General features: G+C 61.9%; 13 protein-coding genes. 10 read left to right on the top strand and 3 right to left on the bottom strand.

Features of this window, described 5'->3' with window-relative positions; genetic code table 11:
• Positions 1 to 6 precede the first annotated feature (6 nt).
• The 4 genes from AO356_RS06515 to AO356_RS06500 all read left to right on the top strand — a co-directional run bounded on the left by AO356_RS06515 (position 7) and on the right by AO356_RS06500 (position 3278).
• Entirely contained in the window at positions 7 to 900 is an 894-nt protein-coding gene (locus tag AO356_RS06515; protein ID WP_060739076.1) for an NAD(P)/FAD-dependent oxidoreductase, read from the top strand.
• A 56-nt stretch (positions 901 to 956) separates the two neighbouring features.
• The gene (locus AO356_RS06510) at positions 957 to 1334 is read left to right on the top strand and encodes an antibiotic biosynthesis monooxygenase family protein (RefSeq protein WP_060739075.1); all 378 of its coding nucleotides are present in this window, start codon (positions 957 to 959) and stop codon (positions 1332 to 1334) included.
• A 169-nt stretch (positions 1335 to 1503) separates the two neighbouring features.
• Positions 1504 to 2349, top strand: coding sequence for an alpha/beta fold hydrolase (locus tag AO356_RS06505; protein ID WP_060739074.1), 846 nt, complete (start codon positions 1504 to 1506; stop codon positions 2347 to 2349).
• Positions 2350 to 2501: 152 nt separating this feature from the next.
• The gene (locus tag AO356_RS06500; protein ID WP_237140804.1) at positions 2502 to 3278 is read left to right on the top strand and encodes a class I SAM-dependent methyltransferase; all 777 of its coding nucleotides are present in this window, start codon (positions 2502 to 2504) and stop codon (positions 3276 to 3278) included.
• A gap of 120 nt (positions 3279 to 3398) precedes the next feature.
• On the opposite strand, the gene AO356_RS32990 is transcribed toward AO356_RS06500, so the two are convergent.
• Complete coding sequence (locus tag AO356_RS32990) at positions 3399 to 3710, bottom strand: hypothetical protein (RefSeq protein ID WP_060739073.1); 312 nt, start codon at positions 3708 to 3710, stop codon at positions 3399 to 3401.
• A gap of 185 nt (positions 3711 to 3895) precedes the next feature.
• Between AO356_RS32990 and AO356_RS06490 the strand changes: the two genes are divergently transcribed.
• The 6 genes from AO356_RS06490 (at position 3896) to tadA (ending at position 10051) form a co-directional block, all read left to right on the top strand.
• Positions 3896 to 4453: a hypothetical protein gene (locus AO356_RS06490; RefSeq protein ID WP_060739072.1), complete on the top strand. Its 558-nt coding sequence runs from the start codon at positions 3896 to 3898 to the stop codon at positions 4451 to 4453.
• 317 nt (positions 4454 to 4770) lie between these two features.
• Positions 4771 to 6750, top strand: coding sequence for a tetratricopeptide repeat protein (locus AO356_RS06485; RefSeq protein ID WP_060739071.1), 1980 nt, complete (start codon positions 4771 to 4773; stop codon positions 6748 to 6750).
• Positions 6751 to 6873: 123 nt separating this feature from the next.
• Positions 6874 to 7281, top strand: coding sequence for a DUF6632 domain-containing protein (locus AO356_RS06480; protein ID WP_060739070.1), 408 nt, complete (start codon positions 6874 to 6876; stop codon positions 7279 to 7281).
• A 247-nt stretch (positions 7282 to 7528) separates the two neighbouring features.
• Positions 7529 to 8053: a helix-turn-helix transcriptional regulator gene (locus tag AO356_RS06475; protein ID WP_060739069.1), complete on the top strand. Its 525-nt coding sequence runs from the start codon at positions 7529 to 7531 to the stop codon at positions 8051 to 8053.
• Between the two features lie 124 nt (positions 8054 to 8177).
• Positions 8178 to 9554, top strand: coding sequence for a multicopper oxidase family protein (locus tag AO356_RS06470; RefSeq protein ID WP_060739068.1), 1377 nt, complete (start codon positions 8178 to 8180; stop codon positions 9552 to 9554).
• Entirely contained in the window at positions 9554 to 10051 is a 498-nt protein-coding gene (gene tadA, locus AO356_RS06465; RefSeq protein WP_060739067.1) for a tRNA adenosine(34) deaminase TadA, read from the top strand. The genes AO356_RS06470 and tadA overlap by 1 nt, the downstream gene beginning before the upstream one ends.
• A 242-nt stretch (positions 10052 to 10293) precedes the next feature.
• Here tadA and cmoB read toward each other — a convergent pair whose 3' ends face one another.
• Together cmoB and cmoA are read right to left on the bottom strand one after the other, a co-directional pair.
• On the bottom strand, positions 10294 to 11250 hold the full coding sequence (gene cmoB / locus AO356_RS06460) for a tRNA 5-methoxyuridine(34)/uridine 5-oxyacetic acid(34) synthase CmoB (protein WP_060739066.1): 957 nt from the start codon (positions 11248 to 11250) through the stop codon (positions 10294 to 10296).
• A complete protein-coding gene (gene cmoA, locus AO356_RS06455) occupies positions 11247 to 11990 on the bottom strand; it encodes a carboxy-S-adenosyl-L-methionine synthase CmoA (protein WP_060739065.1) in 744 nt (247 codons plus the stop codon). The genes cmoB and cmoA overlap by 4 nt, the downstream gene beginning before the upstream one ends.
• Between the last annotated feature and the right edge of the window lie 109 nt (positions 11991 to 12099).

Here is a 12099-nt window from a genome sequence, read left to right as displayed (position 1 = left end):
ATCATCATGAATGACGTCATCATCATCGGCGGCAGCTTTGCCGGGCTTGCCGCCGCCCTGCAACTCGGCCGTGCCCGCCGCAAGGTCACCGTCCTCGATACCGGCCTGCCGCGCAATCGCTTCGCCGACCACTCCCATGGCCTGCTCGGCCACGACCACAAGCCACCGCTGGAGATCCTGGCCGAGGCGCGGCAGCAGCTGGCGCGCTATCCCACGATCCAGCTGGTCACTGCCCGGGCCGAGAGCGTCTCCGGCGCAATCGACGATTTCTCCGTCCTCACGGGCGAGGGCGAAACCCTGAGGGCGCGCCGCCTGATCCTGAGCTATGGCGTCGCCGACCAGATGCCTGAACTTCCCGGCTTTGCCGAAGGCTGGGGCACCTCCATCGTGCCTTGCCCCTATTGCGACGGCTTTGAAGTTGCCGGCCGGCATTGGGGCCTCGTCTGGTCCGGCCCAATGTCGCACAACTACGTCAGGCTGTACCACGATTGGACTGACACGTTGACGGTCTTTGCCAATGGTCACGACATTCCACCCGACATCCGGGCCGATCTGGCGCGCCGTGGCATCCCTGTCGTCGATGGCCGGGTCACCGAAATCGACCATGACGAGAGCCATAACGCCACCGTCAGGCTCGACGCCGGCCCCTCTGTCGCGGTCGACATCCTGTTCGCGCATCCGCGCAACAAACCGTCCGCACGCCTGCATGAATCGCTGGGTCTCGCCACGGTCGATACGCCCCAGGGCATCGTCCTCAAGGTCGACGAGCGCCGCGAAACCAGCGTGCCCGGCATCTACGCCGCCGGCGACCTCGCCAGCCTCGGAATGCCCTCGGTCACCACGGCATCATGGCAAGGCGCGACGGCGGGCATCTCCGCCCAGCAGTCGATGCTGGTTTGAGATCAAGCAGCATCGACCACGCCAATTCCAATTTCACAACAGACGCGAGTGCCACCATGGAAGTGCTGAAGAAATTCAAGCCGCTAGACGATAAATTCCCGCTTGAGCGCCAACTCGGCATCTCGGCCGCGCCAATCGTACTTATCAACATATTCACGGTCGGTACCGCCGACGAAGCGGGCTTCCTGGACGCCTTCAAGGCGGCAGGCGAAACCCTGAAGCAGCAGCCGGGTTTCATCTCCACCCAATTGCACCGAGCGATCGGTGATAGCCCGACGTTCCTGAACTATGTGGTGTGGGAGTCCACCGAGACGCTCCGCGATGCCTTCGCTCGTCCCGAATTCGTCGCGAAGGTTTCGGCCTATCCGTCATCCGTCGTAGCCACTCCGCACTTGTTCCAGAAGGTTGCCGTCCCCGGTTTTTGCACGGCCTGACTCCAGAAATATGGCAAGGCGCGATGGCGGGTACCTTCGCCCAGCAGTCGATGCCGGCTTGAGAGCACAGATTGGAGATGAGCATGGAGGCGCACATGTCCAAGAGCAGAAAAACCGAAGCCAGCATCAGCATTCTCGCCCGACCACTCTTGAAAAAAGGCTGACACACATGGAGTTCGAACACGTCACTTTCGACCTGCCACACGGTACCTTTCATGCGTTGAAGGGGGGTGATCCGGATGGTCAACCGACGATCGTCTTGCACGGTTTCCCGGATCATCCGCCGACCGCGAAGCCCTTCCTTGCCGAGCTCGGCCGCCGTGGCCGTCACGTCATCGCACCCTGGCTTCGCGGTTACTCACCGTCCCCGACCGCGGGCCCGTTCGACTTCGCAGCCCTCACCAGCGACGTGCTCGCGCTGATCGACCGCTGGTCTCCGGGGCGAGCCGTGGAGTTGATTGGCCACGACTGGGGCGCCCTGATCACCTATGACGCCTGCGTCACCGCGCCGGAGCGGATCGAACGCGCGGTCGCGCTCGCAATCCCTCACCCGCTCACGTTCATGAGCCGGCTGACGCACCTCGCTCAACTGCGCCGGAGCTCGTACATGGGGCTCTTTCAACTGCCTGGAAGCGGCTGGATCGCCACCGCCCGCGATCTCGCCTTCATCGACCGCCTCTGGCGTCAGTGGTCCCCCGGCTTCTCGCTCGATCCCGCTCTCAAGGCAGAGCTACACGAGCATCTGCGCAAGAGCATGCCCGCGCCCCTAAAGTATTACCGGGCGATGCTGCGCCCCGGCATGATTGGTGCGACGCGCCGCATGTCTCAGCCGATCACGGTGCCCCTGTTGCAGCTTCACGGTGCCAACGACGGCTGCATCCTCCCCGCGCAGGTCGACGACCGACATCGGTTCGCCGCCCCGCACGCGATGGAGGTCGTCCCCGGCGTCGGTCACTTCCTGCACATCGAGGCCCCTGAGGCGATCGCGGAACGGATCGCGGCATGGGCCAAGTAGCGTCCTTTCCTCCTTGCCTCGATCAAAGGGGCGCTGGTCAAGAACGAATCAAAACGAGGAGATGTCATGACAGAGCAAAAAGCCCCTCAGGTCGCCGACTGGAATGGCCAAAGCGTGAGTACTGGGCCGCCAACCAGGCCCGGCTCGACGCCATGTTTGCGGTGTTCGGCCAGGCCGCGATCGAAGCCGCCGCGCCCGCCACGGGCGAACGCGTGCTGGACGTCGGCTGCGGCGCGGGCGCATCGAGTCTGGATCTGGCTGGCCGCGTCGGCGCGGGCGGCCATGTGCTGGGCGTGGACATATCCGAACCGCTGATCGGCCGAGCGCACGCACGGGCACCCCAGGATACGCCGGCCCGGTTCCGGGTAGCCGACGCCAGCCGCGCCGAGCTGCCCGAGGGCGCTTTCGACATCCTGTTCTCGCGCTTCGGAGTGATGTTCTTCGACGATCCGACAGGGGCGTTCGCCCATATGCGACGCGCGCTTCGGCCGGGCGGGCGGGTCGCTTTCGTCTGCTGGCGCGGCGTGGCCGAGAACGATTGGGTGCGCCTGCCGATGGGCGCGATCAAGGGCATCGTCCCACTGACCGCACCGCCCGATCCCGAAGCGCCCGGCCCATTCTCGTTTGGTGATCGGGGGCGGGTGACACGCATCCTGACGGCGGCCGGCTTCACCGATATCGCGATCGCGCCCTTCGATGCTTCTATCCCGTTCGGTGAGGGCGGGACGCGGGACGAAGCGATCGACGACGGGGTGAAGATGGCGTTCGAGGGCGGCCCGCTGTCGCTTGTGCTCGCTGACCAGCCCGACGACATCCGCGCCCGCGCCTGGGCCGCGGTTCGTGCCGCCTTCGCGGGCCTCCCCGGCGAGCGCTCGGTGATGATCGACGGCGCGGCGTGGATCGTCACGGCACGCAATCCGGCAAGCTGAAAGGGAGTAACAGGGAGGACGCCCCCGCTCGGTGGCGCGGGGTGTCTTTGGCCGGTCGGATTGCTGCCCCTTCTGGCTTGGAAGCCGTCGTTTACAGCGTTTTCATGACACTCGAAAACGTTACCGGCGGCCTTCGCACACCGATGATTCGCCGATGCGGCCTTCCTTGCACAGGTCGAGATTGTCCCTGCGCGAGAACCCTGCGTCTTTCATGCAGTAGAACCGGGTCAGCACAACATCAATCGGCGAGGTGTCTCCCGCGCCATCAAGATTGGTATACCCGCAAGCACGCATGGCGTTGTCGACGCCCGATTGGGACACCCCCTTTTTGTACCATTGTGTGAAGTCCCCAGGCGGCGGTTGAAAGCCCCTTCCCGTGCAGCCAACCAGTAACACTGCGCACAAACTCAGCAACAGGCTCCTCGTGCACATGGCGTTATTTCTTATGGTTTGACTCGGATAAAGTGTGAGACGCCGTCGGGTGAGTCTCTCCAGTGGTGTAGGATCAGCGTGGCGTCGGCAGGCGGGGCAATTCCACAGCAGCACCGACAGCGTACAGGGAACTTCCACTCTGCAAATGCTTCTATACAGTCCTTTTTAAACTGTTCAGGGATCGAATGAAAACTTCTTTGGCGTTTCCATTAGCAATCACTTTCGCCCTTGTCATGACCGGCTGCAGCAGCCGTCAGGCGGGTGATCTTACTTCAGGGCCGGTCGTTCCACTGGCCATGAATGACCATCAAGCCAGCGTGACTTTCCGTACCATAGGCGGCGAGGGTGATCGTCCTGTCAGTTACCTGTACGGGTATGCCAATACTGGATTCATGAGCGCGGGTGAGCGGGTTTACGACTCTGCTTACTTCAAGCGTATACCGGCTTATCTGAAGAAAATCGCCGGTGGGACTGACAACATCAGTCAACTGGTCGAATCGGACAAAACGGTGTACGTAAAAGGGGAGGTCAAGGACAAACCGTTTACCTTTAACGGTATTCCCATGCCCACGCCGTTCGACAAGGAACAGCCTGTTGCGCAGCAATTCACGCCGCAAGCCAAGAAGAATTACCTGGTTGAAACCGTGATCGCCGACACTTGGGTCATGAACGTGTACGAAATCTCCGCAACGGGTGAACGCAAAACCATTGGCGTTCCAAAAATGGATGCCGACGCAAACTGACCATGCAGGGATAGTCTTTTCATGACGATAAGAACTTTCCAATAAGGCATTCGGCAACCTATCAGTGTGGCGAGGAAGCTTGCTCCCTCGCCACAGGGGGATAGACGTTTCCAAGGTGTCTGTGCCCAGCGGCTGCGCAAAGTCGTGTTTGAAGTTGTGCTTAAATGCCAACTTCCCCCATCGTTGCTCTTGGCTTGTCCACGTTTGTCGCTCTCTGCAAGTGAATGCGCAAAGCTGTCGGCCGCTCACAAGAAGACTGCAGACTTCCATCCCAGGAACACCGTGCCGACAAACTCAGAAACGGTGTCATTGCCCTTATGTTCAAACGCATCCTGTCCGCCCTGGGCGGTAAGAAGTCCCGCACTTCGGCACCTGTTTCTTCTGCGCACCCTGAGGCGACGCCGCCCCAGCCGGCCGACAATGAACTTATCACGGTCTACGACAGCTACGGTCGTGAGATGAAGATCACCCGCAACGAGTGGCGCGACCAAGTCTTCCTGCCAAACCTGCAGGAGAAATGGCGTTCTGCCGACGAGCTCTACAGCCTGATTATCTCGGGGTTGAATGATGGCTTTGTCGCTGACTTGATCCCGGCCGCTGCGCAACTTGTCGAGATCGACAGCAATCCCGAGCGCAGCCATGTCATCCAGGGCATTGTGCTGATGGAGAACGGCCAGCTCGATGCCGCCGAAAACACGCTGCGCACGGGGATGGCGAAAGTAGGCGCGACGGGTACCTTGCTGACCAACCTGGCCAAGGTCTTCAGCGAGCGAGGCGAGCCGGTGCTTGCCGATGAAACGCTTTGGCGCGCGATCCAGGCCGACCCCAACCTGGAGAACGGCCTGTTGTGGTGGGCAGCCATGCAGCGGGAAAGGGCCGGCGAGGCGGGCTATCTCAAGGCGCTGCGTTCCGTGGCGGCGTTACCCGGTAGTTGGCGTGCGCCATTGTGGTTGGCGCGTCATTGCCTGGAACAGAACGACGTCGAGTCGGCACGCAGGTTTTACGCGCAGGTGCTGACGGCGGGTACCTTCGACGGCAATGCCCTGATGATGATCTCGGGCGACTTGGGTAACAACGGCCAGATCCCACTGATCGTTGAGTTGGTCGGGCCTGTCTACGATGAACGCAAACACGACCCCATGGCCGGTATCAACTTGCTGCGCGCCTATCAGGCACTCGGGAATGCGGTCGAAGGCGAGGCGCTGCTCGCCCGCCTGTATGCCCTGGGTTTTGCACCGATCAAAAGCCAACTCGATCAGTTTGCCCAAGCCTTCCTGCAAATGCACAAGCAGGACGACCAAGGCGTGCCGGTTGATCCTGAAAGCCTGAGGTTCGCGACGTTGGCATTGAGCCAGCCGATCTGGCACTACGGTTTGCGCAATGCCGACTGGTTCTTTGCGCAGAAACCGGAAGGGGCATCGGAAATCGGCTTCTTCGCGTTATCCAAAAGCACAGACGGATCAGAGCGCGCCGAATCGCAACGGGAGGATGAACTGGGGCGCTTCGCGCGCGCGATTCCTCTTTACCTGTCTGAAGCCGTGCACTACTGGAGCGACCATGTAGGCACTTGTTACATCCAAATCGTGGAAGGCGGCGGCCCGGTGCTATCGGGGTGTGAAGCCGACGGCCACGCGCTTTTCGATATCGTGCCGCCGACGATGAAGTCCTTCATCACCGGCGAGATCGGCTGTTCGGGTGAAGGTGATCAAGCCCAATGGCAGATTTCCCTGAAGCTCTGGGACTGCGCGACCCGCACCCAGCAGGCCGCGGAAATCGGCAGCGCGGTGACAGCAGACATCGGCGCGCTGGTACTCGATCTTGAGACGCGCTTGCTGGCCGGCATTGGACTGAGGCGCGAGACACCACTGGATTCGTTCTACCTGCATCCCACGGCCGAAGTTCTGCCGGTGTACCTGACCGAGCTGGGCCAGGCCTTCACGTTGACGCTGCTGGCGAACGGGCATATGCCCAAGTCCGCAATGTGGGGTGAGCGCGCCATGCTCGACTGGCCGCTCAACATGGCTCTCCACTGGCCGACGGTTGAAGTCGCAAAATTGATGTACATCTCCGGGCTGGGCAAAGCCTTCGATTACCAGTCGGACGCACTCGCCGAATACAAAGAACGCAGCCTGCAATTGCTGCGTGAGTTGGAACAGGCGCGCAGCCCTGTATTGCGCTTGGCTCCGCTGATATGGAGGGTGTTCGGTATGCAGGCAGAGTTACACGCCTACATTCGGGACTTGCCCGCTGATACACGGCCTGAACATAAGGCCTGGCTGGCGCGAATCAGCGAATAACGGGGCTCTCGACCACCGTCAGGGCGAATGACGGTGCGGGTTCAAGGGGGCATGTCCGAGGAGAGTCCTATACTCAAGGGCGTCCAGTTACGGCGACAGACACGCCGGAATAAGGAGCCTGCCATGAATGACACCCAACGACTCGCCGCGTTACGTATCGTTTTAATCGTTGTGGGGCTGATCGCCGTGTTCGCGATCTGGCCACTGATGATCCTGTGGCCGTCCGGTTGGACTTGGCACAGCGGCCATTCCGACTATCCGCTGATGATTGTCGGTCTCTACGCCACCCTGGGCGTATTCCTGCTGAGGGCTTCCCGTGATCCGATGAGGCACTTGAGCCTGATCTGGTTCACCGTATGGTCGAGCGTCGTGCACGGCGCGATCATGGCCGTGCAGTCCTTTGGTGTCGGTATGGACGGGATGAGCCATTACGGCCATCTGCTCGGCGACGTGCCCGCGCTGTTCGTCGTCGCGGCGGCGCTGGCGTTCTTCACGCCTCGGGGTGAGAAGGCGCGTTTATTGGCGGGCTGATCCTTGCGTTGCGGCGTGCCTGAAAGCCCTGTGGATGAACCCCCCAGGGCTTTTCCATTTGGGTGGTCATCCCGATTTTTCTCAGCGGTGTCCTGGGACTTCTCGCTTAAAGCCGCTCGGTGTCGTCACCTTTCGCTACGATTCTGCCCTCATCGAGTTTGCCGAGAAGTGCTTATCATCCAAGGGAGGAGTTTGGCCACCTGTCGCAGTCGTCCCGAGGCTGATGACGCTGCTGAGGAATAGAACGATGGAATATACCTTTACCTTGAAATATCAGCTTGCTGACGATGACTGTGCCGCGGATGAGCTGGTCGAGCGGCTGGGTGAAGCTGGCTGTGACGATGCCCTGGTCGGCATTGGGCAGCCGGGGCGGCTGGCGCTTGAGTTCACTCGCGAGGCTCCCGATGCGGTCAAGGCGGTGTTTAGCGCTCTGAGCGACGTCCGCCGCGCGGTGCCGTCGGCCAAACTGATCGAGGTTGCCCCTGACTTGGTGGGCCTGACCGACGTAGCTGAGATCGTAGGTGTCTCACGGCAGAACATGCGCAAGCTGATGCTGGCTCATCCGAGCAGCTTCCCGACGCCGGTGCACGAGGGAAGTGCGTCTATCTGGCACTTGGCGGACGTTCTGACCTGGCTGCAGGCAAAGGGCAGCTATTCGCTTACCAAGAGCGTGCTGGACGTGGCCCTGGTGGCCTCCCAGGTCAACGTTGCGAAAGAGGGCCGACGGTTACCGAGCCTGGCTGCCAAAGAGTTGGAAGCTTTGGTTGGGTGACGGCCATCATTGTTCGAGCGAGTGCCGCGACAATCCTTCACTTAATATTTCTCAATTGCGGGTGTATCGTATTCGCCTTTTGCGGGCCCAACGGTTCGCGCGGATTCAATAGGTGGTTGTGTTCATGTCCTTTACCCGTCGCCAAATACTCGGTGGCCTGGCCGGTCTTGTTGTCGTTGGTGTGGGTGCAGGCGGTGCGTCGCGGTACTGGCTGGGCAAGCGGGCCGACGCCGAGGCCGGTCACGACTATGAACTGATCGCGGCGCCCCTGGACGTGGAACTGGTGGCCGGGCACAAGACCCAGGCCTGGGCGTTCGGCCCTTCGGCGCCGGGCACCGAGCTGCGGGTGCGCCAGGGCGAATGGTTGCGGGTGCGCTTCATCAACCATCTGCCGGTCGCCACCACCATCCACTGGCACGGGATCCGTTTGCCGTTGGAGATGGACGGCGTGCCATATGTCTCGCAACTACCGGTGCTGCCGGGCGAATATTTCGACTACAAATTCCGCGTGCCGGACGCCGGCAGTTACTGGTACCACCCCCACGTCAACAGCAGCGAAGAACTGGGACGTGGGCTGGTGGGACCGTTGATCGTCGAGGAACGTGAGCCGACCGGATTCAAGTATGAACAGACCCTGAGCCTCAAGAGCTGGCATGTGGACGAGCAAGGCCAGTTCGTGGCGTTCAGCATTCCCCGTGAGGCGGCGCGTGGTGGCACGGCCGGGCGGCTGGCGACCATCAACGGTGTGCCGCAGGCGGTGATCGACCTGCCGGCCGGGCAGATCACCCGGGTGCGTTTGCTCAACCTCGACAACACCCTGACTTACCGCATCAACATCCCAGGCGTTGAAGCGCAGATCTATGCGCTGGACGGCAACCCCATCGAACCGCGCCCGCTGGGCAAGGAATACTGGCTGGGCCCGGGCATGCGCATTTGCCTGGCGATCAAGGCGCCGCCGGCCGGTGAAGAATTGTCGTTGCGCAATGGTCCGGTGCGCCTGGGCACCTTGCGTTCGGTGCCCAACAGTGACGCACCGACCCAGTGGCCGCCGGCACTGCCAGCCAACCCGGTGTCCGAGCCGGACCTGGCCAATGCGCAGAAACTCAACTTCAATTTCGAATGGGTCGGCTCGGTGTCGGTCAATGTCGACAACGGCAAGCCGCCAAGCCTGTGGCAGATCAACGGCAAGGCCTGGGACATCACCGACAAGACTTGCGCCGACCGGCCGATCGCCACGCTGAAGAAAGGCCAGAGCTACATTTTCGAATTGAAGAACATGACCCAGTACCAGCACCCGATCCATTTGCACGGCATGAGCTTCAAGGTGATCGCGTCGAACCGGCACAAGGTCGTGCCGTACTTCACTGACACTTACTTGCTGGGCAAGAACGAACGGGCGCAGGTGGCGCTGGTGGCGGATAATCCAGGGGTGTGGATGTTCCACTGCCATGTGATCGACCACATGGAAACCGGCCTGATGGCCGCCATCGAGGTGGCGTGATGCGCCAGATTCGCCCCGCCAGAATCATCGACCGCAGTCGCGACCAGGACTTCATGCGCGAAGCCCTGGCCCTCGCCGCCCAAGGCGCCGCCCTGGGGGAAGTGCCGGTGGGCGCGGTGCTGGTGCAGGACGGCGAGATCATCGGGCGCGGCTTCAATTGCCCGATCAGCGGCCACGATCCCAGCGCCCATGCGGAAATGGTCGCCATCCGCGCCGCTGCCCAGGCGGTGAGCAATTATCGCCTGCCCGGCAGCACCCTGTATGTGACGCTGGAGCCGTGCAGCATGTGCGCAGGCCTCATCGTCCACTCGCGCATCGCCCGGGTCGTCTACGGCGCCCTGGAGCCCAAGGCCGGCATCGTGCAGAGCCAGGGGCAGTTTTTCAGCCAGGGTTTCCTGAACCATCGGGTGATGTTCGAGGGCGGGGTGTTGGCCGAGGAGTGCAGTACGGTGCTGAGTGAGTTCTTCAAGGCCCGAAGAGCCAAGTCTTCAGACTAAACACCGATCCCCTGTGGGAGCAAGGCTTGCCCGCGATGAACGACAACGCGGCCTTGCTGTAGACCGCGGTGCTGTCATCGCGGGCAAGCCTTGCTCCCACAGGTTCACTCCCACAGGTTCACTCCCACAGGTTCACTCCCACAGGTTCACTCCCACAGGTTCACTCCCACAGGTTCACTCCCACAGGTTCACTCCCACAGGTTCACTCCCACAGAAGCTCTCACACAGGCGGCTTGGGCGATTTATTTACGCGCCACAATCACCGCCCGCATCGGCGCCGGCAGCCCCTCGATGGTCTTGCTGTGATCGGCGGGGTCGAGGAAATCACTCAATGACTGATACTTCATCCACTCGGTGCTGCGCTGTTCTTCCACGGTCGTCAGGCTCACGTCCACGCAACGCACGTCGCTGAACCCGGCGCGGCGCAGCCAGCGTTCCAGGGCCGGGACCGACGGCAGGAACCACACGTTGCGCATCTGCGCGTAGCGGTCCTCGGGCACCAGCACCTGGTGTTCGTCGCCTTCGATCACCAGGGTTTCCAGCACCAGTTCGCCGCCCTTGACCAGGCAATCCTTCAGGGCGAGCAAGTGTTCGATCGGCGAGCGGCGATGGTAGAACACGCCCATGGAAAACACCGTGTCGAAGCCTTCCAGTTCCGCTGGCAGGGCCTCGAACGGGAACGGCAAATGCCAGGCGTTGGGCTGCGACAGGTAGCGCTGTACCGCCTGGAACTGGCAGAAGAACAGCCAGTTGGGGTCGACGCCGATCACCGTGTCCGCCCCGGCACCGAGCATGCGCCACATGTAATAACCGTTGCCGCAGCCCACATCGAGGATGCGCTTGCCCGCAAGATCCAGGTGCGGAGCCACCCGCGACCACTTCCAGTCCGAGCGCCATTCGGTGTCCACGTGCACGCCGAACAGGTCGAAAGGCCCTTTGCGCCATGGTGACAGGCCCATCAACGCGGTACGCATTTGCCCACGGGTTTCGTCGGAACAATCGGTGTCGAGGGTCAGGCCATTCAGCAGGTCGACGGTGGTGGGTTGCAAAACCGGCAGCGCATCGAGGGCGCTTTGCCAACGCTCCAGGTCGCCGTGGCCCTTTTCCATCTTGCTGTCGAGTTGCGTCTGCAGCGTCGCGGCCCAATCGGCCAGGGGCGTGCCGGCCAGATGGCGGGCGAGGGGGGACAGATCGATCATGGCAGGGCAATCAACGAGGCGAAGTTAAGACACTGGAACCATGGCACGACTTTCGAGAAGCCGGCCGCCAAGAGGCGCTCGCGGTGCTCTTCGAGGCTGTCGGGCTTCATGACGTTTTCGATGGCGCTGCGTTTCTGGGCAATCTCCAGCTCGCTGTAGCCGTTGGCGCGCTTGAACGCAACGTGCAGGTCGGTGAGCAGGGCGTGTTCCTCTGCATCGTTGAAACGCAATTTTTCCGACAGGATCAGGGCGCCACCCGGCAGCAGGGACTGGCGGATGCGGCTCAACAGTGCGGTGCGCTGGTCCGGCGCGATGAATTGCAGGGTGAAATTCAGTGCCACCACCGAGGCTGGCTGGAACGTTAGGGCGAGGATGTCGCCTTCGACCACTTCCACCGGCAGCAGCTCCTGGAACATCGAGTCCTGGCCATTGAGGTATTCACGGCAGCGCTCGACCATGGCCGCCGAGTTATCCACCGCGATCACCCGGCAACCGTCGGTGCGCACATGACGGCGCAGGGCCTGGGTCACCGCACCCAGGGACGAGCCGAGGTCGTAGAGCACGCTGCCCGGCTGGGCGAATTGCGCGGCGAGCACGCCGAGGTTTTCGACGATGGTCGGGTAACCCGGCACCGAACGCTTGATCATGTCCGGAAACACCCGCACCACGTCCTCGTTGAAGGCGAAGTCCGGCACTTGGGCCAGGGGCTGGGCGAATAGGCGATCGGGGTCTTTGCTCACGGCGGTTCCAGCGGCATGGGTGGTGAAAAGGCCGGCATTTTAACCAAAAAACCAGTGGGAGCGAGCTTTGTGGGAGCAAGGCTTGCCCGCGATAAAGGCTCCGCGGTCT

The sequence above is a fragment of the Pseudomonas fluorescens genome, assembly GCF_001307275.1.
Lineage (GTDB): Bacteria > Pseudomonadota > Gammaproteobacteria > Pseudomonadales > Pseudomonadaceae > Aquipseudomonas > Aquipseudomonas fluorescens_AA.
Note: the sequence above shows the minus strand (reverse complement) of the source record. Positions and strands in the feature narration are given on the sequence as shown.

Excerpts from the sequence above, each read along its gene's own strand:
- AO356_RS06500 (WP_237140804.1), top strand. The coding sequence starts at position 2,502 with ATGTTTGCGGTGTTCGGCCAGGCCGCGATCGAAGCCGCCGCGCCCGCC.
- AO356_RS06515 (WP_060739076.1), top strand. The coding sequence starts at position 7 with ATGAATGACGTCATCATCATCGGCGGCAGCTTTGCCGGGCTTGCCGCC.
- AO356_RS32990 (WP_060739073.1), bottom strand. The coding sequence starts at position 3,710 with ATGTGCACGAGGAGCCTGTTGCTGAGTTTGTGCGCAGTGTTACTGGTT.
- AO356_RS06485 (WP_060739071.1), top strand. The coding sequence starts at position 4,771 with ATGTTCAAACGCATCCTGTCCGCCCTGGGCGGTAAGAAGTCCCGCACT.
- AO356_RS06470 (WP_060739068.1), top strand. The coding sequence starts at position 8,178 with ATGTCCTTTACCCGTCGCCAAATACTCGGTGGCCTGGCCGGTCTTGTT.
- AO356_RS06490 (WP_060739072.1), top strand. The coding sequence starts at position 3,896 with ATGAAAACTTCTTTGGCGTTTCCATTAGCAATCACTTTCGCCCTTGTC.
- AO356_RS06510 (WP_060739075.1), top strand. The coding sequence starts at position 957 with ATGGAAGTGCTGAAGAAATTCAAGCCGCTAGACGATAAATTCCCGCTT.
- tadA (WP_060739067.1), top strand. The coding sequence starts at position 9,554 with ATGCGCCAGATTCGCCCCGCCAGAATCATCGACCGCAGTCGCGACCAG.
- AO356_RS06480 (WP_060739070.1), top strand. The coding sequence starts at position 6,874 with ATGAATGACACCCAACGACTCGCCGCGTTACGTATCGTTTTAATCGTT.
- AO356_RS06475 (WP_060739069.1), top strand. The coding sequence starts at position 7,529 with ATGGAATATACCTTTACCTTGAAATATCAGCTTGCTGACGATGACTGT.
- AO356_RS06505 (WP_060739074.1), top strand. The coding sequence starts at position 1,504 with ATGGAGTTCGAACACGTCACTTTCGACCTGCCACACGGTACCTTTCAT.
- cmoB (WP_060739066.1), bottom strand. The coding sequence starts at position 11,250 with ATGATCGATCTGTCCCCCCTCGCCCGCCATCTGGCCGGCACGCCCCTG.